This window comes from Pedobacter cryoconitis, assembly GCF_014200595.1.
Lineage (GTDB): Bacteria > Bacteroidota > Bacteroidia > Sphingobacteriales > Sphingobacteriaceae > Pedobacter > Pedobacter cryoconitis_C.
This window is the reverse complement of record NZ_JACHCG010000003.1, coordinates 294500-317856: the sequence shown is the minus strand read 5'-3', so window position 1 is coordinate 317856 and position 23357 is coordinate 294500. Positions and strand designations below refer to the sequence as shown.

General features: G+C 34.1%; 21 protein-coding genes. All 21 read left to right on the top strand.

Annotated features, from left to right (window positions below):
* The first annotated feature begins 18 nt into the window (after positions 1-18).
* The 21 genes from gmd to HDE70_RS18505 all read left to right on the top strand — a co-directional run bounded on the left by gmd (position 19) and on the right by HDE70_RS18505 (position 23239).
* Positions 19-1155: a GDP-mannose 4,6-dehydratase gene (gene gmd, locus HDE70_RS18605; RefSeq protein WP_183891517.1), complete on the top strand. Its 1137-nt coding sequence runs from the start codon at positions 19-21 to the stop codon at positions 1153-1155.
* A 32-nt stretch (positions 1156-1187) separates the two neighbouring features.
* Positions 1188-3740, top strand: a complete 2553-nt coding sequence (locus tag HDE70_RS18600; RefSeq protein WP_183891516.1) for an SLBB domain-containing protein — start codon at positions 1188-1190, stop codon at positions 3738-3740.
* A 72-nt stretch (positions 3741-3812) separates the two neighbouring features.
* Positions 3813-4913, top strand: coding sequence for a lipopolysaccharide biosynthesis protein (locus tag HDE70_RS18595; RefSeq protein ID WP_183891515.1), 1101 nt, complete (start codon positions 3813-3815; stop codon positions 4911-4913).
* A 4-nt stretch (positions 4914-4917) separates the two neighbouring features.
* Positions 4918-5319, top strand: coding sequence for a sugar 3,4-ketoisomerase (locus tag HDE70_RS18590; RefSeq protein WP_183891514.1), 402 nt, complete (start codon positions 4918-4920; stop codon positions 5317-5319).
* Positions 5319-5735, top strand: a complete 417-nt coding sequence (locus tag HDE70_RS18585; RefSeq protein WP_183891513.1) for a sugar 3,4-ketoisomerase — start codon at positions 5319-5321, stop codon at positions 5733-5735. Before HDE70_RS18590 ends, HDE70_RS18585 begins: the two co-directional genes overlap by 1 nt.
* Positions 5725-6276 (top strand): acyltransferase, encoded by a 552-nt coding sequence (locus HDE70_RS18580; protein WP_183891512.1) that lies wholly within the window; start codon positions 5725-5727, stop codon positions 6274-6276. Before HDE70_RS18585 ends, HDE70_RS18580 begins: the two co-directional genes overlap by 11 nt.
* Positions 6273-7370 (top strand): DegT/DnrJ/EryC1/StrS family aminotransferase, encoded by a 1098-nt coding sequence (locus HDE70_RS18575; RefSeq protein ID WP_183891511.1) that lies wholly within the window; start codon positions 6273-6275, stop codon positions 7368-7370. Before HDE70_RS18580 ends, HDE70_RS18575 begins: the two co-directional genes overlap by 4 nt.
* 10 nt (positions 7371-7380) lie before the next feature.
* On the top strand, positions 7381-8883 hold the full coding sequence (locus HDE70_RS18570; protein WP_183891510.1) for an O-antigen translocase: 1503 nt from the start codon (positions 7381-7383) through the stop codon (positions 8881-8883).
* Positions 8873-9796: a glycosyltransferase family 2 protein gene (locus tag HDE70_RS18565; protein WP_183891509.1), complete on the top strand. Its 924-nt coding sequence runs from the start codon at positions 8873-8875 to the stop codon at positions 9794-9796. Before HDE70_RS18570 ends, HDE70_RS18565 begins: the two co-directional genes overlap by 11 nt.
* Positions 9793-10971: a glycosyltransferase gene (locus HDE70_RS18560; RefSeq protein ID WP_183891508.1), complete on the top strand. Its 1179-nt coding sequence runs from the start codon at positions 9793-9795 to the stop codon at positions 10969-10971. The genes HDE70_RS18565 and HDE70_RS18560 overlap by 4 nt, the downstream gene beginning before the upstream one ends.
* Positions 10972-10978: 7 nt before the next feature.
* A complete protein-coding gene (wecB, locus tag HDE70_RS18555) occupies positions 10979-12103 on the top strand; it encodes a non-hydrolyzing UDP-N-acetylglucosamine 2-epimerase (RefSeq protein ID WP_183891507.1) in 1125 nt (374 codons plus the stop codon).
* The gene (locus HDE70_RS18550; RefSeq protein WP_183891506.1) at positions 12087-13169 is read left to right on the top strand and encodes a glycosyl transferase family 1; all 1083 of its coding nucleotides are present in this window, start codon (positions 12087-12089) and stop codon (positions 13167-13169) included. The genes wecB and HDE70_RS18550 overlap by 17 nt, the downstream gene beginning before the upstream one ends.
* Positions 13170-13180: 11 nt before the next feature.
* The gene (locus HDE70_RS18545) at positions 13181-14233 is read left to right on the top strand and encodes an EpsG family protein (protein ID WP_183891505.1); all 1053 of its coding nucleotides are present in this window, start codon (positions 13181-13183) and stop codon (positions 14231-14233) included.
* Between the two features lie 11 nt (positions 14234-14244).
* Positions 14245-15147 (top strand): glycosyltransferase, encoded by a 903-nt coding sequence (locus tag HDE70_RS18540; RefSeq protein WP_183891504.1) that lies wholly within the window; start codon positions 14245-14247, stop codon positions 15145-15147.
* 3 nt (positions 15148-15150) lie between these two features.
* A complete protein-coding gene (locus tag HDE70_RS18535; protein WP_183891503.1) occupies positions 15151-16020 on the top strand; it encodes a glycosyltransferase family 2 protein in 870 nt (289 codons plus the stop codon).
* 79 nt (positions 16021-16099) lie between these two features.
* Entirely contained in the window at positions 16100-17200 is a 1101-nt protein-coding gene (locus HDE70_RS18530; RefSeq protein ID WP_183891502.1) for a glycosyltransferase, read from the top strand.
* Positions 17182-18537, top strand: a complete 1356-nt coding sequence (locus HDE70_RS18525) for a right-handed parallel beta-helix repeat-containing protein (protein ID WP_183891501.1) — start codon at positions 17182-17184, stop codon at positions 18535-18537. The genes HDE70_RS18530 and HDE70_RS18525 overlap by 19 nt, the downstream gene beginning before the upstream one ends.
* A 14-nt stretch (positions 18538-18551) precedes the next feature.
* A complete protein-coding gene (locus tag HDE70_RS18520) occupies positions 18552-19703 on the top strand; it encodes a glycosyltransferase family 4 protein (protein WP_183891500.1) in 1152 nt (383 codons plus the stop codon).
* Positions 19704-19711: 8 nt separating this feature from the next.
* Positions 19712-20614, top strand: coding sequence for an NAD-dependent epimerase/dehydratase family protein (locus tag HDE70_RS18515; protein WP_183891499.1), 903 nt, complete (start codon positions 19712-19714; stop codon positions 20612-20614).
* 10 nt (positions 20615-20624) lie between these two features.
* Positions 20625-21590, top strand: a complete 966-nt coding sequence (locus tag HDE70_RS18510; protein ID WP_260161269.1) for an MraY family glycosyltransferase — start codon at positions 20625-20627, stop codon at positions 21588-21590.
* A 56-nt stretch (positions 21591-21646) separates the two neighbouring features.
* On the top strand, positions 21647-23239 hold the full coding sequence (locus tag HDE70_RS18505) for a hypothetical protein (RefSeq protein WP_183891498.1): 1593 nt from the start codon (positions 21647-21649) through the stop codon (positions 23237-23239).
* Positions 23240-23357 lie beyond the last annotated feature (118 nt).

The following is a 23357-nucleotide window of genomic DNA, read 5'->3' as shown; positions in this document are numbered from 1 at the left end:
ATAAAAAATATTAACCAAATGAAAGTTGCGCTAATAACAGGTGTTACAGGCCAGGATGGAGCCTATCTTGCAGAATTTCTCTTGAATAAGGGCTATTTTGTTCATGGTTTAAAAAGGCGGTCATCTTTGTTCAATACTGAACGGATAGACCACTTGTATAAAGACCAGCACGAACATGGGGTTAACTTTAAATTGCATTTTGGTGATCTGACTGATTCTACAAATTTAATCCGTATCATTCAGGAAATACAACCAGACGAAATATACAATCTTGCTGCAATGAGTCACGTTCAGGTGAGTTTTGAAATGCCTGAATATACTGCAAATGCTGATGGTATAGGAACTTTAAGATTATTGGAAGCTATACGTATTTTAGGTCTGGAGAAAAAGACCAGAGTTTATCAGGCTTCTACTTCTGAACTATATGGATTAGTACAGGCTGTTCCTCAAAGTGAAAACACCCCTTTCTATCCAAGGTCTCCTTATGCGGTTGCTAAAATATATGGTTATTGGATAACTGTAAATTATAGAGAAGCTTATGGAATGTTTGCTTGTAATGGCATTTTATTTAATCATGAAAGCCCGTTAAGAGGAGAGACATTTGTTACACGTAAAATTACCAGAGCAGCAAGCAAAATCGCTTTAGGATTGCAAAAATGTTTATATCTGGGTAACCTTTCTGCACAAAGAGATTGGGGGCATGCGAAAGACTATGTAGAAGCCATGTGGTTAATTCTTCAGCAAGAAAAAGCGGAAGATTTTGTTATTGCAACGGGGATAACGACAACAGTTCGCGATTTTGTGAAAATGAGTTTTGCGGAATTGGGAATTGAAATAGAATTTAGTGGGAAAGATGAAAATGAAAAAGGTGTCATTATAGATATCGATCAGGACCTTGTTTTATCTTTAGGTTTAAATGATGTTTACTTAAAACCAGGGACTACTGTTGTAAGTGTAGACCCAAAATATTTCAGACCGACTGAAGTAGATTTGTTATTGGGAGATCCTACAAAGTCTAAAACTCAGTTAGGATGGCAACCAAAGTATAATCTGTCGATGTTAGTTAAAGAGATGGTACATGCTGATTTACATTTAATGAAAAAAGACGAGTATTTGAAACAAGGTGGTTTTAAGACACTGAATCATTTCGAATAGTTATTAAAATAATACTACACAGGTTAACCTTTATGAACGTTAAAAAAATATTAACTGCACTACTTTTTTTCTCTTGTATAATAGTTTGTCAATATAGCTATGCACAAACAAGTTATTCTAATATAAAAGTGGATGAATTAACTGACATCCAGGTTCGTCAATTAATGCAACGTTCAGAAGCTGCTGGTAATAGTGATCAGCAATTGGAACAAACAGCAGCTTCACAGGGCATGAGGCCTGAAGAAGTAGCTAAGCTCAAGATTCGTATTGAGAAAATCAGAAAAGAAAAAGGTTCACCAGATGCTAAGGCTGTAAGTGGTGATGATGCTGGCAGAAGTTATGATGGTGCAGATTCCACCAGGAACGGAAGATCCGATTTTGCAGAAAAGTCAAAAGCTGAATTGAAAGATGCTCTTGAGGACTTGATTCCCAGGATCTTTGGTGCAGAGCTGTTTAAAAACAGCAACATTACATTTGAGCCTAATTTAAGAATGGCAACTCCCAAAAGCTATATTATAGGTCCGGATGATCAGCTATTGATCGATCTGACCGGAGATAATGAAGCTAATTATAAGCTCTTGGTGAGTCCGGAAGGAACAATCAGATTGCAATACGTGGGTTTGATTTCTGTTGGAGGTTTATCGGTAGAGCAAGCAATAGCTAAAATCCGTTCTGCAATGTCAGGTACTTATCCAAGTTTAAGAAACGGCAGGACGAATCTGGCAGTCAATCTTGGTAATATACGAAGTATTAAGGTCACTATTCTTGGAGAGGTAACTAAACCAGGTTCTTATACCTTGTCTTCTTTATCAACTGTATTTAACGCATTGAGTGCTTCTGGTGGACCTAACAAAAATGGTTCTTTCAGAAAAATACAGGTTATACGTAATAATAAAATTATTTCAACTATCGATGTATATGATTTTCTGTTGAAAGGATTACAAGTAGGAAACGTTCGTTTGCAAGATCAGGATGTAATTAATATTCCTGTCTATCAAACGCGTATAGAAATTGCTGGTGAGGTAAAAAGACCTGCCTTATATGAGATCTTAACACCAGAATCGCTGGAAGATGTAATCAATTTTGCTGGTGGTTTCTCAAATATGGCTTATACAGCAAAAATTAAAGTTCTGCAGAATACGAATAAGGAAAGAAGAATTATTGATGTAAGTGCGGACGATTACACTAAATATAATCCATTAAATGGTGATAAATATGTGGTAGAGCCTATTTTAGATCGGTTTGCGAATAGAGTAGAAATTGATGGTGCTGTATTTCGTCCGGGACAATATGAACTTGAAAAAGGATTAACATTAAAACAATTAATTCAAAAGGCTGATGGACTAAAAGAAGATGCTTTTCTTAACAGAGGGTACATTTCAAGATTAAATTCGGACAATAGTCTTGCACTTTTATCATTTGATGTGAGTAAAATTATTGACGGAACTGAGCCTGATATCTTCTTGAGAAGAGAAGATAGGGTAAAGATCTCTTCTATTTTTGAGTTGCGTGAAGAATACAAAGTCGATATCAAGGGAGAAGTAAGAACGCCAGGCGTTTTTGACTATGCTGATGGAATGACGCTGGAGGCTTTAATACAAATGGCCGGTGGTTTTAAGGAAGGAGCAACTCCAAGTCGTATTGAGATTGCAAGAAGGGTGAAAAATAGTGATGCACGTTCGATTTCAGCAAAAACGGCTGAAATATTAAATGTAAGCATTTCTCCGGATTTGAAATTGCAGGACTCAACTTTTGTATTACAGCCATTTGATATTGTGTCTATAAGAAGTTCTGAAGGTTATCAAGTTCAACAGCAGGTGAGGGTTGAAGGTGAAGTACTTTATCCTGGTATATATACAATCACCAGAAAAGATGAGCGTATTTCTGACCTGATCAAAAGGGCTGGTGGTTTAACAGTACTTTCTTTTGCTGAAGGTGCTTCTTTAAAAAGGCCTGGTGCAGAAAAAAAAGAAATTAAGGAAGGCTTGAGAGATGGGAACGGGAAGCTTGTGGAAGGAAAGACTTCTGGTACTTCTAATAAAAATGCAATCGATAAAGAAGATGAAGAAATGCAAAAAATGGCTAATCTGAAAAGGTTGCAGGGAACTGGGGTTAGTGATACTGCTCAACTGATTAGAGAGGTTAAGATTTTAGGAAGTGATTTAGTTGGGATTGATCTGATAAAAATAATGAAATCACCAGGTTCAAAATATGATCTGCTGATGGAGGATGGGGATGTGATTCGTGTACCTAAGCAATTGCAGACAGTTAAAGTTACTGGTGAAGTGCTTAGACCAACAAATATTGTTTATAGTCCTAATAAAAGCATGAAGCAATATATTAACGGTGCTGGAGGGTTTACTTATAATGCCAATAAGAAAAGTGCTTATATTCAATATGCGAATGGTTCTGTGGATGCTGGCAGTAAATTCTTATTTTTTAATAATTACCCTGTAGTAAAGCCAGGAGCTGAGATTTTTGTACCTAAGCGTGCACCAAGAGAGAAATTTGGCGTGGCAGGAGTTGCTGCTATTTCGGCGGCTTTATCTACTCTGATTACCGCATTGGTACTGATATTAAGATAGAATAATAGTTTATCCTCAAGCTTAGCTAAGGATTTATGAATTGAAGTGAAAATATGCTTGAAAAAGCGAGATATGGAAGAAAAGACAGTTGAAAAGAATTTAGAATCAGAGGAGGTTTCATTAAAGGGAATCTTTTTAAAGATTGTTGAATTATATCGCTATTTATTATCAAAGGCTATAATTATTCTGGTTTTTATTGTTATTGGAAGTGGACTAGGCTATTTTTATGCTTATAACAAAAAAATGATTTATACAGCTACCACGACCTTTGTTTTGGAAGATTCTGAAAAGGGTGGTGGGTTAGGTCAATATTCTGGCTTAGCCTCTATGGTAGGAGTTGATGTGGGTGGTTCTGGAGGTGGTATTTTTCAGGGTGACAATATTATGGAGCTCTATAAATCCCGGGCGATGATTGAAAAAACATTGTTAACAGAAGTTGAAATCGATAATAAGAAACAATTATTGATTAACAGGTACATTGATTTTAATAAACTTAGATTGCAATGGGCCGAAAGACCTGAGTTAAAAGCCATCTCTTTTAAGAAGAATGATAGCATTGAAGTACATGGGACTTCTGATTCCAGACGTTTACAAGATAGTATTTTAGGAACTATTGTGGCGGATATCGGTAAGAACTATTTATTCGTTACTAAACCTGATAAAAAGCTAAGTATTATTAAAGCTGATGTGATTGCTGGTGATGAATTTTTTGCAAAATCATTTGATGAGCAGATTGTGAAAAATGTAAATGATTTTTACATACAGACAAAGACTAGGAAAACGGTTTCCAGTATTGCCATCCTACAACATAAAACGGATTCTGTAAGGTCAGTAATGAATGGGGCTATTTATGCTGCTGCCGTTGTTACAGATGCTACTCCAAACTTAAATGTAACGCGCCAGGTTCAAAGGACAGCTCCTGTACAACGTTCCCAGTTTAATGCTGAAATGAATAAGATTGTACTGAGTGAGCTGATGAAAAATCTAGAAATTTCTAAAATGGGTTTGCTTAAAGAAACTCCGCTGATACAAGTAATTGATGGCCCGGTTTTACCTTTGGAAAAAAAGAAATTTGGAAAATTGAAAGGCATTGTACTTGGTGGTATGCTTTTTGGATTTCTGTCTGTTTGCTTTTTTATATTGAAAAAATTGATAGCAAATATTTTAGCTTAATTAAATGGGAATAGAACAAGTTAGAATAATTGAATTTCCTAAGCTTTTGGATGCAAGAGGAAATCTTTCTTTTTTAGAAGAGGAGACACATATCCCTTTTAAAATAAATAGAAGCTATTGGATATATGATGTTCCGGGAGGAGAAGTGAGAGGTGGCCATAGTTACTATACCAATGAAGAGGTCATTATTGCGCTAAGCGGAAGTTTCGACGTTATACTTGATGATGGTATAGATAAAAAGACATTTTCTCTAAATCGCTCTTATTATGGGCTATATGTACCAAAGAATATTTGGCGGCAAATGGAGAATTTTTCTACTAATTCTTTGGCTTTTGTAGTTGCCTCAACAGTTTATAATGAGGATGATTACGAGAGAAATTACGAACAATTTATAGCTGATAAATAATGAAAGCATCTGTATTTAATTGTAATGTATTGGAATTACCCAAGATTTTAAATAGATCAGGTAATATAACTGCCATCAATAATACTGACGAAATACCATTTAGTATTAAAAGAGTTTATTATCTGTATGATGTTCCTGGAGGAGAAACAAGAGGAGGGCATGCACACCGGAATTTATACCAGTTGATTGTCGCTGCCAGTGGTAGTTTTGATATTGTTATCAATGATGGAAAAAATAAGAAGACTATTACACTTAACAGACCAAATTACGGGTTATATGTAACTCCTGGAATCTGGAGAGAGTTGGAGAATTTTTCATCCGGAGCTGTTTTATTGGTACTCGCATCACTTCCGTATGATGAAAATGATTATATAAGAAGTTTTGATAGTTTTAAAGAATTTATTGATGAAGAATAGAATTCATCCTACTACAGATGTCCAGACAGAAGATATTGGTGCAAATACGAACGTATGGCAATTCTGTGTTGTTCTTAAAGGAGCGAGAATTGGAGAAAACTGTAATATATGTTCACATTGTCTGATTGAAAATGATGTGATAGTTGGAAATAATGTAACTGTGAAATCGGGCGTTCAGCTCTGGGATGGCGTTACTATTGAAGATAATGTCTTTATTGGACCTAATGTCACTTTTACAAATGATCTTGTACCAAGATCAAAATCCGAAGATTGGAAACTCACTAGAACTATAGTGAAAAAAGGGGCTACGATAGGTGCCAATGCGACTGTGATTGCAGGTATAGAGATTGGCGAGTATTCATTTATCGGAGCTGGAAGCCTAGTGTCAAAAAGTATACCTTCTTTTACAATATGGTACGGAAACCCAGCGGTGCATAAAGGTTATATCACTGATAAAGGTGTAATACTTGGTCTTGATCTGGTTGATAAAAAAAGCGGTGCACAATACAAATTGGAAAAATTTAAATTAACTAAAAAATGATAAAGTTTTTAGACTTACAAAAAATCAACAAGCAACATAAAGAAGATTTAAAACAAGCTTTCGAAAGAGTTTTAGATTCGGGTTGGTACATTCTGGGATCTGAATTGAAAAAATTTGAAACTGAGTTTGCTGCTTACTGTGGGACTAAATATGCAATTGGGGTAGCTAATGGGCTGGATGCACTGATCTTAATCATAAGAGCATATAAAGAATTGGGCTATTTTAAAGATGGCGATGAGATCATCGTTCCTGCAAATACTTATATCGCGAGTGTACTGGCTATATCTGCTAATAATTTGGTACCTGTATTAGTTGAGCCTGATTTGGAGACTTATAACCTGAATCCGGATTTAATCGAAAAATACATTACTCCAAGAACAGTTGCAATTTTACCTGTGCATTTATATGGCCAGTTATGTGATATGGAGCGTATTATGGAAATCGCTAAAAAGCATAAGCTAAAAGTTATTGAGGATTGTGCTCAGGCTCATGGCGCAACTATAAACGGAAAACGCGCAGGAAGTTTTGGAGATGCTTCTGGATTTAGCTTTTATCCAGGTAAGAATTTAGGTGCTTTGGGCGATGGTGGTGCAATTACAACGAATGATGAATTACTGGATGATACGCTCAGAGCGTTGTCGAACTACGGTTCTCATGTCAAATATGAAAATAAATTTAAAGGTGTGAATAGTCGTCTTGATGAATTGCAGGCGGCTTTGCTTGGGGTTAAATTACAAAAGCTGGATGAAGAAACAGCAGTAAAGCGACAAGTTGCTTCGCGCTATCTTAATGAAATTAATAATGCTAAGATTACCTTGCCTTTATTAACCTCAGATTCTGCACATGTCTGGCATTTATTCGTAATAAGAACTCATAACAGAGAAGAACTTCAAAATTATCTTTCTGAGAACGGAATTCAAACTCTTATTCATTATCCTACTCCTCCACATAAGCAGGCGGCTTACAAAGAATTAAATCACTTATCTTTTCCAATTTCTGAAAAAATACATGATGAAGTTTTATCATTGCCAATCAGCTCTGTTATGAGCAGTGAAGAAGTGGATACAATCATTACTGTGATTAATAAATATTAGAATTTTGAAGGTGGATGAACAAGAAGATAAGAAATCGTACAGAAGTATTATTAAAAGCACTGCAATATTTGGAAGTGTACAAGTATTTCAAACGCTTATAAGCATAGTAAGAGTAAAATTTATAGCCGTCTTATTAGGGCCAGCAGGTGTTGGTCTTTCTACATTGTTCCAATCTACTACCACGCTAATTAATCAGATAACAGGACTTGGAATAAATTATAGTAGTGTAAGAGATGTTTCTCAGGCGTACAATGATGGAGAGATAGAAAAAATCAGCCGGACTATAATCATAGTCAAACGCTGTTTGCTGGTTACAGGTTTGATTGGTGCTGTATTTACATTATTATTCGCGCCCTTACTTAGTAAATGGACGTTTGGAAACAGTGAATATACGTGGTCTTTTATTTGGTTGTCGGTTACTTTATTTCTCAATACGGTGAGTAGTGGATTAAATGCTATTCTTCAAGGAGCGAGAAGACTACAGGATCTTGCAAAATCTTCAGTAATAGGTTCTACAGCAGGTTTAATATCGGCAATTCCGTTGTTTTATTTTTGGGGAACCAGAGGAATTGTTCCTTCGATTATCATTACGGCAGTCACAACTTTCCTCTTTTCTTATTATTTTATTAAGAAGGTCGATGTAGTTCCTGTAACGGTAAGTATTAAGCAAACTGTGAGTGAGATTAAATCTATGATAAAAATTGGTGTTGCACTTGTTTTTACAGGATTAATTACCAGTCTTGTTGCTTATGTCATGAACTTATATATCTCCAGAAATGGAGGGACAGAAATGGTTGGGCTTTATCAGGCGGGATGGGGATTAACTACACAGTATGTCGGGTTAATATTTGCTGCTATGGGAACTGATTATTTTCCAAGATTATCAGCGGTAAATAAGGATAATTTCAAAGTTAAAGAGATTGTGAATCAACAGGCTGAAATTGCACTGTTAATCATGACCCCAATTTTACTTGTCCTGATTACATCAACCCCACTGGTAATACATATTTTACTTTCTTCCAAATTTGTTCCTGTAATGGGGCTTATACAGTATGTTGTATTAGGAATGCTGCTCAAGGCAACATCCTGGTCACTGGCATTTATTATTCTGGCCAAAGGAGATACAAAAATGTTCTTTTATACAGAACTCACTGCAAATGTAATGTTATTGGTATTTAATATTATAGGCTATCATTATCTGGGATTAAAGGGGATTGGGATTGCATTTATATTTGTATATATCTTTTATACGCTTTTAATATATACTATAGTTTATAAAAAGTATAATTTCCGATTTTCCGCTAACTTTCTCCGAAATTTCTTAGTTCAGGAAAGTATGTGTTTAATTGCTTTTGCTATAGTAACTTTTGTTGGCTATAATTTTTGGAGCTACCTGTTTAATGTTATTTTGATACTTTTAAGTATAGGGTATTCATACAAGGAATTAGATAAGAGAATGGGGATCCAGGAGCTTATAAAGAGTAAATTTAGCAAGACAAAAGATGAAGATTAAACATTCAGTTCTCGTAATTTCCTATAACCAGGAAGAGCTTATCAGAGAGTGTCTTGACTCAATTATCGGACAGTCATCTGCTCCTTATGAAATTATAATTGCAGATGATTGTTCTAAGGACAATACATTTGAGATTTTATTAGAATATGCTGCTATGTATCCGGACTTGGTTAAGCCTTATCAAAACGAAATCAATCTGGGTATATTTGGAAATATAAATGCTCTTTATAAGAAGCCATCTGGGGATATGATACATCTTGTTGCAGGCGATGATATGATTCATGTCGATATGCTTGCAAAGCAAACAGAATTTATCCTGGCAAATGGTCTTAATTGTGAAGATAGATTTATGATCATTACAAACTCTTTGAAATTAAAAGGGAGTATACTTACTGAGCATGACAATTATAGGTACAGAGATCAGAAATTTATTAAATCTGATATAAGAACACAGATACATTTTTGGGATAACGGGTATTCTAAGGGCTTACTCAATGCCATGCCAGAATTCAGATCTGATCTGGGTAATCATGCTGACACCTTACAACATGTTGGCCGAAATAGTTTATGTGATCAGGTATTTTTCATAAATGAGCCGGGATATATCTATCGGGAAAATGCTGGCGTAACTGTAAAAAGTGACATGGCTAAGCAGGTAACCTCTTATAAAAAGATACTTGAGATTGTCTTGGAGGATTATGGTTCTTTTTTTGATAATGAAGATATAAACTATATCAGAATGCTTATTAAATATCAGGGTTATTTTTTAAATCCTTCGATTTCTAATTATTTTAAATTTATCAGATCACGCTTTAAAGTTTCACATTTACCCCATCAGAGTCCTTATAGGGGAATAAAAGTTTTAGTACCGATTTCAATAAAAAGAAATATCAAAAGACTCTTTAAAACATGAACATAATTTTTCTTTTGAAGACTTATCCCGCTTTTGGAGGGGTTGAAAAAATTACAACGATACTGGCAGAGTATTTTATTGGTAGGGGGCATGGTGTACATACACTTTCTGCTTCTGACAACCAGCAAGTGGTAGCTAACGTAAAAACTAACCATCTAAAATGTCATGTTTTTCCAAACGGTGATATTGATTCTGCTGATAATGTTGATTTTCTACTTCAAGTTATTCAAAAGGAAAAAATTGATATCATAATTAATCAAGGGATTTATTGGGATGTTTTTGAACTATTAATGAAAGCAAAGCACAGGTTGCTTATTCCTGTGATTACTGTGTTCCATAATGCTCCTGACTGTTTCGACAGAAGTTTAAAATCTTCATTAAATCATGGGACATTCTATAAAAGATTAATTAAATGGGTTATATGGCCTGTTTTTTCCAGATATCAACAGTATAAAATAAAAAAGAAGGCATTTGATCTTTATCAGTTAAGTAGCTCATTTGTTTTATTATCTGACTCTTTTAAGGAGGATTTCAGAACACTCGCTGGTATTGATGGTGAAAAATTAGTTACCATTCCAAATTGCTTTGAAAGAACTGATATTGACTTAAATACTGTACTTAATCATAAGAAAAAACAGATCCTTTATGTTGGTCGCTTATTGAATTCACAAAAAAGAGTGGATCGGTTAATTGATATTTGGGCTGGTCTTGAATCAAAATATCCTGACTGGAACCTGGTTCTTGTTGGAGATGGTGAAGATAAAGGGACGTTACAGGCACAGTGTGAGGCATTAGGGCTTAGAAATGTCAAATTTGAGGGTTATCATAGTCAAGTGGGTAGCTTCTACGAAAGTTCGGATATTGTTTGCTTAACCTCGGATTTTGAAGGATTTGGTATGGTTCTTATAGAAGGGATGCAATGGGGGTGTGTTCCTTTTGCTTATAACAGCTATAAATCGTTAAATGATATTATTGATGACAAGGTCAATGGCTTTGTCATTGCTGCTTTTGATCAGACTGATTACATAAGAAAACTATCTTTGCTGATGGATGATCAGCAACTCCGCAGCAGTATAGCTGCTGAAGCCCAGCAAAAGTCATATCAATATGATATTGATGCTATATATCCTGAATGGGATAAATTATTAATAAGTACGTTACGAAAATATAAATAAAAATTACATGATTAAGGTACTAATTGTTTTTGGAACCAGGCCGGAAGCCATAAAAATGGCTCCTATCGTTAAAGAGTTTCAGAAGTTTCCAGATTTATTTAATTTGAAGATCTGTGTAACTGCGCAGCATCGTGAAATGCTGGATCAGGTACTAACATTCTTTGAAATCCAACCTGATTACGATTTGAATCTAATGAAGCCCGGGCAGAATTTATTTCAGCTGACTGGAGATATTATCATGGGCATGAAACCTATCTTAGAAAATTTTGTTCCTGATTATGTATTGGTACACGGAGATACAACAACGTCTATGGCCGCAGCTATGGCTGCATTTTATAGTCAAGCGAAAGTTTGCCATATTGAAGCTGGTTTAAGAACTTTTAATAAGCAATCGCCGTTTCCTGAAGAAATGAATCGGCAGTTAACAGGGCGTATAGCTGATCTTCATTTTGCACCGACAGAAACTTCAAGACAGAATCTGGTACGTGAAAATATTGATGTTCAAAATATTTATGTTACTGGTAATACAGTTATAGATGCATTATTCATTGCTCAGGAGAAGTTAAAAGGATATGATGATCAAGAGATTATTCATTTAAAATCAATATTGACTCCAGGTAAGAGAGTAATTCTGGTTACTGGTCACAGAAGAGAGAATTTTGGTGACGGTTTTATTAATATTTGTAATGCACTGAAATTGATCGCTGAGGATAAAAACGTAGAAGTAATCTATCCGGTGCACCTTAATCCTAATGTTCAGAAACCAGTAAATGAAATTCTGGGTGGAATAACAAATGTTCATCTAATTGATCCGCTTGGTTATCCTGCTTTCTCATGGTTAATGGCTAAATCTTATTTTATTATTACAGATAGTGGAGGGGTACAGGAAGAAGCACCTAGCTTGGGTAAGCCAGTTCTGGTCATGAGAAATAATACGGAAAGACCTGAAGCAGTTGAGGCAGGAACTGTAAAGCTGGTAGGTACGAACTTCGACGTTATCGTAGAAGAGGCAAATAAGTTACTTAGAGAAGAAGATACTTACAATGAAATGAGCAAAGCACATAACCCTTATGGAGACGGAACTGCTGCACAGAAAATTATAAATGCATTAAAAGATGGCAAAAGAGGATAGCAATATAGTTTTTGTAGCAAATTATCCTGATGAGAATACAATAAAAGAGGGGATGTCTCAGCGGGTAATGGCTATTGATAAACATTTTTCGGCAGACAGAAGAACTTATTTATCCGTTTCTCATCGGTTTTATAAAAAAAAAGAAATACATATCATTTCCGAAAATGCTGTTCAATATAGATGTAATTTATTCCTGCATTTTTTCTTTATAGTCAGGTTATTGGCAAAGAGTAAGTTTGTTTATTTTCACTCTATGTACAATGTATTTCCAGTTTTTCCCTGTCTGCTTTTTATAAAGTCCGACAAAAGATTAATTCTTGATGTACATGGTGTAGTTCCTGAGGAGAATAAGTTCATCGGCCGGAATTTTAGGGCGATGCTTTTTGGATTCGTCGAAAAATATCTTTTTGGAAGATTATATCTGGCTATATCAGTAACGGATGTGATGTCGGCTTTTTATAAAGAAAAGTACCCAGCCTGTAAAATGGATCAGATAACATATCCTATCTTACCCTCAAATGTTATTAATGATAAATATGCTGTTCAGGATATAGTTTCAGAAGAGGTTATCAATGTAATATATAGTGGTAACTTGCAGGCCTGGCAAAATATAGATTTGATGGTTGATATGATCTCAAGTAATTTATCACCTTTCGTGAAATATGATATATTGACAGGTGATCCAGAGAGAATGATTCAGGTACTTACTGATAAAGGTTTAGTAATCAATGAAAATCTAAGTGTTAATTCTGTAACGCCTGAGGCTCTGGCCGAATATTATGCTAAGGCACATTATGGATTTATCCTTAGAGATGATATTATTGTAAATAGGGTAGCTTGCCCTACAAAAGTAATTGAGTATATGCATTATGGCATGATCCCTATTGTAAAGAGTGAAAATATAGGTGATTTCTATAATCTTGGCTATGAGCATATAGCTATGAATGACTTTAAATTATCCGCTATTAAAGTTCAGAAAAGCAAAAAGAATAATCTGATTATTGCAGATTTGAAGAATAAATCTAAAAACATAGCAATAAGAGCTCGTTTACTTGATAATTGTTAATTATATAGCCAATGCTCATTTATTATCTTGTATTTCTTTTTTCCTTCTTACTTTGCGGTTTTGACTATCTTAAAGATCAAAGCGTTAAACTGATCGTTTATGTTGCTTTTAGTGCTTTTTTGATAGCCTTGCCAGCCTTCAGGACTATAGGGACTGATAATGATAGTGGTAGTTATGAAGAAATTTTCCTTTCGGGGAATAAATATAGCTTGGCAGAAGTTTTAGAAGGGAAGTACGAGGGAAATACTGAAAGAGGATATATGCTTTTAAACAAGGTCATTTTAATGATGGGTGGAGACATCAATACCTTGCTTTTTGTTGTTGCTGTGCTTACTGGGGTGCTTAATTATACTTTGATATATAAAGTGAGTAAATTTCCATTTACCGCATTATTAATTTACCTGAGTTTTTTTTATTTATATAGAGACTTTACACAAATCAGATATGCACTAAGTTGTGCATTCGCCTATTGGACTGTATTCTTCTTTATAAGGGGCAGATACTTCTCTTTTTTCTTTAGTTTTATGGTTGCAATGCTTTTTCATAATACTGCGTTTGCCTTGATCGTAATATTACCGCTATGCTACTTTTTCAAGAATAGGTATATCTATATGATTATTCCTTTTTTCTGTCTGATAGGAATATTTGTTAATCCATTTCCAATATTACTTTCATTAGGTGGAGTACCTGAGCATATGCAGATGTATTTAGATGAAGACGGTGCAGGTGGATTAGCTGTCTCTGCTATAGGATTATCTATCATGCTTATTTACTTCATCTATTATAATAAATTTGAAAAAAAGGATTCCGGTCTTGCCATTTACTACAGATTATTAGCAGTAGGAGTTTCGCTTAGTTTATTATTTATACAAGCGTCTATTCTGCAAAGATTTTCATACTTGTTTTTTCAATTCTGCGTTCTTCTGCTTCCGAACATGCTCAGCGGATTGCAAAGGTTAAAAGACAGATACTATTTTGTTCTGCTGCATTTCTTGTTTAACTGTTTCTTTCTGTACTATGGAGTAAAATTAATTGCCCCAACATTAATTAGACCATACTTCTAATAACCTTAAATATGAAATCAATAGATATATTACTTGCAACGTATAATGGCTCTGACTATTTAGAGAATCAGATATTGTCAGTAATTGGCCAAACATATAAGAACTGGAAACTTATTATTCATGATGACGGATCAAAAGACAGTACACTGGAAGTAATCAAAAAATATCAAGACATCGATAATAGGATTTTTCTTGTAAAAGATGACCTCGTATTTAACGACGCTGCTGCTAATTTTATGCATCTTTTGAAATTATCCACTTCAGAACTGATTATTTTCTGTGATCAGGATGATATATGGTTTGAGAATAAACTTATATTATTGGTTAATGGTTTTGATAACAAATTTGAAGAACCAATGGCAGTTTTTTGTAATGGTTTTGCTTACAGGGGGGATGAAGGAATTATAAATGATAAAATCACCAATGTTTTTCCTAAAGAGCTTAAAGAACAATTGTTTTTAAATGGTGGGATTCAGGGTTGTTCATTGATGTTTAATTTGGCTTTAAAACAAAAACTGAATGTTGTACCTCAATTTATAGCTATGCATGATCACTTCATCACTTTAGGTGCAATATGCTTTGGACAACTTAAATATATTGATAAATCTTTAATGTTATACCGTCAGTTCCATGCTAATAAAGTAACAGCAAATATAGAATTCAGCCTTATAAAAAGATTCAAATCTGAAATTCCGGTTATTGATCGTACACATTATAAAGCAACAGAAAGCTTCTATCAAACTTATAAAAGTCAACTAACTCCAGGTCAGATCCAGTTGTTTGAAGCATATTTGTTATATCCTGAAAGTACATTGTGGAAAAGGATATCTGTTGTAATAAAGAATAGATTCAAGATATATAATAGTACGCTGGCATTGTTATTAAAAACAATCACCCGAAAACCTATCAATTAAAACATGCAAATTACTGTATTTACCCCAACTTATAATAGAGCTGACCTTTTAGGCCGCTTATTCACCAGTTTGCAAAAACAAAAATTCAATGATTTTGAGTGGATTATTGTTGATGATGGTAGCACTGATAGTACAGAAGAGATGATCGGACGTTTTCTTAATACGGAACGAAAATTTAAAATAAAGTATATCAAACAAAACAACAAAGGTAAACACATCGCAATTAATACTGGTGCTAAAGAAGCGAAAGGAGAGCTCTTTTTTATTGTTGATAGTGATGATTACCTTTCGGATCATGCTTTAGCTGAAATAAATCGGGAATGGCATCATATTAGAGATAATGAGAAATATGCAGGGGTCGCACCCAATAAATGTTTTATAGGCGGAAATTCTATAGGAAATCCAAAATATGATAAAATTGATTGCAGCCCTATAGATTTTAGATATAGATTTCATGAAAAAGGGGATAAGGCGGAGGTAATTCGTACATCAATTTTTAAAAAATATCCTTTTCCTGAAACTCCTGGGGAATTATTTTGTCCGGAAGCTTTGTTTTTTAATAGACTGAGTGCATATAAACTCAGGTACTTTAATCTGGATGTGTACTTTTGCGAATATTTGCCAGGAGGGTTGACGGACAGAATAGTTAAGCTTCGTAAAGACAGTCCTGTTAATACTTGTATGTGTTATCGTGAACTTTGCAGAAGTAATATCCCATTTAAAGATAAAATAAGAGCTGCTATAAATTTTTACAGGTTTAAAAGATATACTGATTCCAAGTTAGAATCCCCGTCTGAATCCCCGCTAATTAATATAACTGCGAAGCTTTTGTCTGATCTTATTTATTTAATATTGGATAAGAAACAACAATAGTTTATTTCATCGCAGCGAAAATAAGATTGCAAGTCAAATTTGCTATATGCAGGACTAATTGTCTGCTAATAAAATAAAAATGAGCATAAAAATCCTTCATATAATAAATAACCTTGGGACTGGCGGAGCTGAGAAGTTGCTGGTAGAAACACTTCCTTTATATTCGACCCTTGAAAAAGAACTTGTTACTGATTTATTATTGTTGAATGGAGAACAAACTCCTTTTAGACGAAGATTAAATGAAATTTTCTCCGGCAGGGTAATTTCATTCGGCAATGGATCGGTATATAATCCATTACATATTTTCAGGCTATTGAAATATATGAATGAATATGACATTATTCATGTACACTTATTCCCCGCACTTTATTTTGTGAGTATTGCTAAATTTATTACACGAAGTAAGGTCAAATTGGTATTTACTGAACATAGTACAAACAATAAACGAGCAGAATCTTCTTTTTTTAGAATGATCGACAGGATAATATATAAAAACTATGCTGTAATTACAGCTATTACACCAGAAGTTAAAGCTATGCTGATACATAAGCTTGGACTTCGAAATGACGTAGTTGTGGTATATAATGGTATTGATGCTAAAAGACTAATGAATGCGGGGCCGCTTCTGAGAACTGATTTTTTTGAACAGGAAGATGCCCGGATTTTAATCCAGGTTTCAAGGTTTAGTGTGCAAAAAGATCAGAAAACATTAATTAAGGCATTATCACTGTTACCTTTGTCTGTAAAGCTTTTACTGGTAGGTGACGGAGAGTTGAAAAGTGAGTGTGTGCATTTAGTTTCTGAATTAAATTTAATGGACAGAGTTAGATTTTTAGGGGTCAGAATGGATATTCCTGAATTGCTGAAGACAAGTGATATTGTTATACAGTCTTCGGTATGGGAAGGTTTTGGATTAGCTGCGGTAGAAGGTATGGCAGCTGGCAAACCCGTCATTGCATCTGATGTTCCCGGTTTAAAAGAAGTCGTAGATGGTGCCGGACTACTTTTTCTAAGTGCAAACGAAAAAGATCTTGCGACGCAGATCAATAGCCTTTTGGATAATAATTTGTTTTATGAGCAGATTGCAGGCCGTTGTTTAAAAAGGTCACAAAAGTTTGATGTGAAAAATATGGTTGAACATATTATTAATATTTATAAAAAATGTCTTATTCAAAACTAAAGTTGATTGTTGCGTTTGTTTTAATAAACGTAAGCTGTTCATTTTCTCAACAGCCACCTGTTAAAATCTACAATGTTAAAGATTTTGGAGCGAAAGGAAATGGCATTGCTGATGATTATTCAGCAATACAAAAATGTATTAATGAAGCATTAAAGGACCAAAACTCCAGGGTAGTATTTCCGGCAGGAAAATATAAAATTTCTAAAGGTCTTATTGCACATTATCTGAACAATAATTTTGAAATGACAGGGGAAATTAAGAACAACGAATATCCTGTCATATCATGTACAGCACTGATGTCTGTGTTAAGTATCAGAGGATATTTGGAAACCCAGGCAACTGGTACTGTATCTATCAGTAATTTGAATTTGCAAGGTGGTTTTGGAGCTTATCATTATAGTGCATCCAACCAATTTATTAATACTAATAATTGGTTCTGCGGTTTATCGGTAACGGACAAGAAAAGTGCTAAAATTAAAAATGTTAAAGTCTCTGATATTTATGGACAGGGAATATACATCAGTGCAACTAAACAAGTTGGAATTCCTCTAACCTCAAGATTCAATGATGTTAGCATTCTGAATTGTAAAGTAATCAATTGCTGGGGCTATAATCCTAAGGCTGATGATTATGGAGACGGTATCTATATCGCAGATGTCTCCTCAGCTGTGATCAAAAACAACCTGGTAAAAAATGATTTTAGTATCACCAAACAGTTAGGACGTTGCGGAATCGTTCTCGAATTTATGGCTGAAAAGTGTACAATATCAAATAATAATATTTTCGGCTATGACAGGGGAATACACCTTGAAGCTGATTATGGCGGTCACTTAATTAGTCAGAATACGATCTGGGGAACGGATATGGGAATTGTTTTATTTAACAATAACGAAATCCGCAATTATCCTGTGAAAATTATCGATAATATTGTTTCTAACAATGGTTTGCCCAAATCAACAACTTTAAAAAGAACACGTGATATTAATGCGATAAGTGACAGATCCTTAATGAATTTTGTTGCGGGTGATAATTCACGGGCTGGTAGTCTAATAGAAGGTAATACCTTTACTGTCTCTGGCGATTTTGACTACTTTTCAAACAGTATCGTTAATATAAAAGCTGATAATCTGATTATTAGAAAAAATAAATATGTAGTTAAGCAACCGCAAAAACTAAAGTATCCTATTCTTTTTAATAATTATTCAAATTCAATTCCTGTCAATGATAGTTTTCAAGGTATAGGGCATCTGCAACTTAAAAAAAGCTATTCTGGTAACAAAGGGAAAATTATAAATACAAACAAAATGAATTCAACCCCTGTTGAGTTCAATTTATAACTGATACATTTTTAATGATAGACAAGAAGATTCTGCACGTAGTAAATATATCTTTTGTATTACCATACTTCATTGGTGATCAGTTTGATTATTTTATGGAAAAAGGCGTTAAATTTTATGTGGCCTGTCAATCATCAGTTCATCTTACGGATTATTCAAAACAAAAAGGATTTACACCAATAGGTTTAAATAGTTTAAGAGAAGTAAATATAATCGAAGATATAAAAGCTATTTATATGCTGATTCGGCTTATTAAGCGGGAACAGATTGATATTGTCATTGCACATACTCCAAAAGGTGGGCTATTAGGAATGATAGCTGCCTATTTAGCCGGAGTAAAAATCAGGGTTTATTTTCGTCATGGACTGATGTTTGAGACTTCAAAAGGCTTAAAGCGTTTAATACTAAAGACAGTTGAGCGTTTTACAGGCTCTTTAGCCACAAAGGTAGTGTGTGTAAGTCCTTCGGTTTTAAAGATTTCAAATGGTGATAAACTGAGCGCAGTCAAAAAAAATATTCTTTTAAATAAAGGCACTTGTAATGGAATTGATGCAATAGATAGGTTTAAAAAAGAGAGTATAACACCTGAACAAATAGAGAAACTTAGAGCACAATACGGTATAACAGCTGAAAATCGCATTATTGGTTATGTTGGCAGGTTAGTGAATGACAAGGGGATTAGTGAACTTCTAACTGCCTGGAAAGAATTAATAAAAGTGGAATCAAATATTAAACTTTTTTTAGTTGGTCCTTTAGAAGAAAGAGACACCTTGTCCGAAGATCTTCAATTCTATTTAAAAAACACTCCAAGTATCATTTATACAGGACTGGTTGGAGATATTGCTCCTTACTATCGTTTAATAGATATTTTTATTTTACCGTCCTATCGTGAGGGTTTCCCAACGGTAGTATTAGAAGCTTCGGCTTTTGAATTACCGGTACTCACGACCAGGGCAACAGGATGTATAGATTCAATTCTGGAAAATAAAACCGGAATGTTCATTGATTTGGATCCAGCTGATATAGTTAATAAAGTCAGAAAGTATTTAAATAACCCTGCATTGATAAAGGAACATGGGAAAAATGGACGTGCCTTTATTCTGGAGAATTTTGGACAGCATGAAATCTGGAAAGAGATTGAGCGTAAAGTCCTCTTATCTAATTAATAATAATCATGAAATTAACACTGACAGGTGCTACCGGGTTTGTAGGAGTAAATTTGAAGCGTTACCTGAATAAGATATTAACTATACAAAGTTTATCAAGGACAGAACTTAATGAGTCAAATCCGGAAATGCTAAATGGTTCGAAGGCTATTGTCCATCTTGCTGGAAAGGCGCATGATTTGAAAAAAGTGTCTTCACCTGACGCTTATTATGAGGTAAACCATGAGTTAACAAAAAAACTTTACGACTCTTTTTTAAAATCCGATGCCAGTATATTCATATTTATCAGTTCTGTCAAAGCAGCCGCTGATAAGGTTGAAGGCATACTAACTGAAAATGAAGTACCAGTTCCTGAAACTCACTATGGGAAGTCTAAGTTTATGGCAGAACAATATATTACTAACCAGCCGCTACCACCGGGAAAGTCATATTTTATTCTTAGACCTTGTATGATACATGGAGAAGGAAATAAAGGGAATCTCAATCTGCTATATCAGATAATAAGAAAGGGAATACCTTATCCACTGGGTGCTTTTGATAATAAACGTTCTTTTTTAAGTGTAGAGAACCTTTGTTTCGTCATTCAGGAACTCATTTTACAGAGAGACATTCCTTCTGGCATTTATAATGTTGCTGATGATGAACCACTTTCGACGAATGAAGTTGTTACTATACTTTCTGCTTCCTTAAATAAAAAACCTAGATTATGGCATATACCTGCTAATTTAATCAGATTTATTGCAAATGTGGGAGATAAGCTACTTCTACCTTTGAATACTGAGCGTTTGGATAAACTTACAGAGAGTTACGTAGTTAGCAATGACAAACTCAGGAAAGCGCTCAATAAACAATTACCACTTTCATCCAAAGAAGGATTGAAGATCACTGCTCTTTCTTTTCTAAAATCTTAGCCTATACTTCATGAATTTAATGTTAATACTTACAGGATTTATTGTACTATTTTTAGCTGAACTGCTCTATTTTAAAATAGCTGGTAGATTTAATATTATTGATCAGCCTAATCATAGAAGTTCACACAGTAATGTTACCTTAAGAGGTGGAGGGATCATTTTTTCTATTGCACTCTTGTTATATCCTCTTTATTTTGGATTTGAATATGGTTATTTCCTTTTAGGTTTAGGTATCATCTCATTTATAAGCTTCGTAGATGATATAAAGCCCGTTAGCAATAAAATAAGGATAGCATTCCATTTGATTGCTGTAGCGCTATTATTTTATCAGCTGGACCTTTTCAATCTTTCTATATTCTGGATAATTCTTGCATTAATACTTGTAATCGGAAGTATTAATGCAATTAATTTTATGGATGGAATTAACGGAATTACAGGCTCCTATGCGTTAATAACACTTTGTACATTACTTTATGTCAATATTTATATTGTAGAATTTGTTACAACTGATCTTTTAATCACATCAATTATCTCAGTTCTTGTATTTAATTATTTCAACTTCAGGAAAAAAGCTAAGTGTTTTGCTGGTGATGTCGGAAGTGTTGGCATAGCCTTCATTATTCTTTTCTTTTTGCTTCTGGTAGTTATTAAAACAGAAGATTTTAGTTATCTACTATTTCTTCTTTTATATGGATTAGATACGATTACTACTATATTTTTTAGGCTGATACGGAAAGAAAATATTTTTGAGGCACATAGAAGCCATTTTTATCAATATTGGGCTAATGAAAAAAAAATACCTCACTTAGCGATCTCTGCGATTTACGCCAGTGCTCAGTTAGCTATAAATGCTTTAATTATATTTTGGATGCCACATACTATTTTTATATTTTTCTTATTTTTAATATTTACTACAATAATTTTCCTGGTATGTAGGTTTGCTGTTGAGGGTTCTACAAGACTAATTGGAGATTAAGTTCTTTTAATCCACATAACACAATAAATTATCCTGAATAATATAACTTTGCTTTTATGAACTGTACGAAACTTAGATTGGTCTGCTGCATTTTCTTTGCGTTAATAATTAATAAGGCTAGTGGTCAGTCTGAATTATTACCGATTGATCATGATCTTAATAATAAATTGGGGAAAGATATATATTTTAATAATTCTAAACGGATTCATACATCCCTGCTCCCTTATATTGCAAGTGATATAGACAGTCTTGGTAAAGACAGTATATTAAAAAGTGTAATGCCGCTTGAGAAAGATTGGCAGAATAAAAATTGGTTGTTTAGGAAGATTTTTCAACAGCACCTTGTAGAAGTCAATGATAAAGATTATTCATTTTACCTTGATTTTCTTCCTGATATGCAAATTGGCAGGCAAGGAAGTAATACAATCTGGCTCAATACACGTGGTATTGAATTAGGAGGTAAAATAGGGAAACAATTCTCTTTTACAAGCCATTTTTATGAAAATCAGGGGAAGTTTGCCCGTTATATTACTGATTATATTACTACTAACAGAGTTGTTCCCGGGCAGGGATATGCAAAAACTTACGGTACAGGAGGATTTGATTATGCTTATTCAGGAGGAACATTATCGTATACGCCATCGAAATATGTGAATTTCCAATTAGGATATGATAAAAACTTTATCGGAGACGGTTACAGATCTTTATTATTATCAGATAATTCATTTAATTATCCATTCTTCAAGGTAACAGCAACCTTAGGTAGTGTTCGTTATATGGCTATGTGGGCTCAATTTATCGATTTTAACGAAACGCCATTTGATGATGAAACCCCTTTTCCGAAGAAATATGGTCTGTTCCATTATTTAAGCTGGAATGCTACTAAAAGATTAAGCCTGGGCTTGTTTGAAAATATTATGTGGAAGCCAAGAGGTTTTGATTTTAGTTATGTAAATCCCGTAATGTTTATGAGACCAACTGAATATGCAAACGGATCTCCTGATAAAGCGCTGATTGGATTTAATGCCAGTTATAAAATAGCGGATCGTTATGTGGCTTACGGACAATTAATGATCAATGAATTTACTTTTAAAGAAGTCTTTGCGAATACAGGATATTGGGCTAATAAACAAGGCGGACAACTTGGAATTAAGGGGTTTGATATTTTTAAAGTCAAAAATCTAAGTGCTCAGATTGAAATGAATAGAGTAAGGCCTTATTCTTATTCAGCATTAGATCATTACAAAAATTATGGGCATTATAATCAACCTTTAGCTCATCCGTTTGGGGCAAATTTTGCAGAGTATCTTGGTATTGTTAGTTATAGGTACAAAAGATTTGATGTCAGATTACAGTTAACTTCAGCAACTTACGGTTTAGATATAAATGGTCTCAATTATGGGAAAGATATTTATAAGCCTTATACTACCCGTGTTGATGATTACGGAGTGAATATAGGTCATGGTTTAAAAACTAAACTCCTTTTTGCTGATGCAAAATTTGGATATTTACTAAATCCTAAAAATAACTTAAGATTAGAATTTGATGCGACTTATAGAAAAGAAAGCAATAGTGAATACATTGACAAACAACGGTTTTTTACTATAGGTCTTCGTTCTTCATTTAGAAATATTTATAAAGATTTTTAGTTTTAGCAGACAGTGGACTAATAAAATGTTCATTATTTAGGTCATAGATTTGAAATTTCATGGATATGCTTTTAAAACCGAAATTATATTTTTAAGATTTTTTTATTTAAATAGAAAA

Bases quoted from the DNA above. Each gene is read 5' to 3' on its own strand.
- gmd (WP_183891517.1), top strand. From the start codon at position 19: ATGAAAGTTGCGCTAATAACAGGTGTTACAGGCCAGGATGGAGCCTAT.
- HDE70_RS18600 (WP_183891516.1), top strand. From the start codon at position 1,188: ATGAACGTTAAAAAAATATTAACTGCACTACTTTTTTTCTCTTGTATA.
- HDE70_RS18595 (WP_183891515.1), top strand. From the start codon at position 3,813: ATGGAAGAAAAGACAGTTGAAAAGAATTTAGAATCAGAGGAGGTTTCA.
- HDE70_RS18590 (WP_183891514.1), top strand. From the start codon at position 4,918: ATGGGAATAGAACAAGTTAGAATAATTGAATTTCCTAAGCTTTTGGAT.
- HDE70_RS18585 (WP_183891513.1), top strand. From the start codon at position 5,319: ATGAAAGCATCTGTATTTAATTGTAATGTATTGGAATTACCCAAGATT.
- HDE70_RS18580 (WP_183891512.1), top strand. From the start codon at position 5,725: ATGAAGAATAGAATTCATCCTACTACAGATGTCCAGACAGAAGATATT.
- HDE70_RS18575 (WP_183891511.1), top strand. From the start codon at position 6,273: ATGATAAAGTTTTTAGACTTACAAAAAATCAACAAGCAACATAAAGAA.
- HDE70_RS18565 (WP_183891509.1), top strand. From the start codon at position 8,873: ATGAAGATTAAACATTCAGTTCTCGTAATTTCCTATAACCAGGAAGAG.
- HDE70_RS18560 (WP_183891508.1), top strand. From the start codon at position 9,793: ATGAACATAATTTTTCTTTTGAAGACTTATCCCGCTTTTGGAGGGGTT.
- wecB (WP_183891507.1), top strand. From the start codon at position 10,979: ATGATTAAGGTACTAATTGTTTTTGGAACCAGGCCGGAAGCCATAAAA.
- HDE70_RS18550 (WP_183891506.1), top strand. From the start codon at position 12,087: ATGGCAAAAGAGGATAGCAATATAGTTTTTGTAGCAAATTATCCTGAT.
- HDE70_RS18545 (WP_183891505.1), top strand. From the start codon at position 13,181: ATGCTCATTTATTATCTTGTATTTCTTTTTTCCTTCTTACTTTGCGGT.
- HDE70_RS18540 (WP_183891504.1), top strand. From the start codon at position 14,245: ATGAAATCAATAGATATATTACTTGCAACGTATAATGGCTCTGACTAT.
- HDE70_RS18535 (WP_183891503.1), top strand. From the start codon at position 15,151: ATGCAAATTACTGTATTTACCCCAACTTATAATAGAGCTGACCTTTTA.
- HDE70_RS18530 (WP_183891502.1), top strand. From the start codon at position 16,100: ATGAGCATAAAAATCCTTCATATAATAAATAACCTTGGGACTGGCGGA.
- HDE70_RS18525 (WP_183891501.1), top strand. From the start codon at position 17,182: ATGTCTTATTCAAAACTAAAGTTGATTGTTGCGTTTGTTTTAATAAAC.
- HDE70_RS18520 (WP_183891500.1), top strand. From the start codon at position 18,552: ATGATAGACAAGAAGATTCTGCACGTAGTAAATATATCTTTTGTATTA.
- HDE70_RS18515 (WP_183891499.1), top strand. From the start codon at position 19,712: ATGAAATTAACACTGACAGGTGCTACCGGGTTTGTAGGAGTAAATTTG.
- HDE70_RS18510 (WP_260161269.1), top strand. From the start codon at position 20,625: ATGAATTTAATGTTAATACTTACAGGATTTATTGTACTATTTTTAGCT.
- HDE70_RS18505 (WP_183891498.1), top strand. From the start codon at position 21,647: ATGAACTGTACGAAACTTAGATTGGTCTGCTGCATTTTCTTTGCGTTA.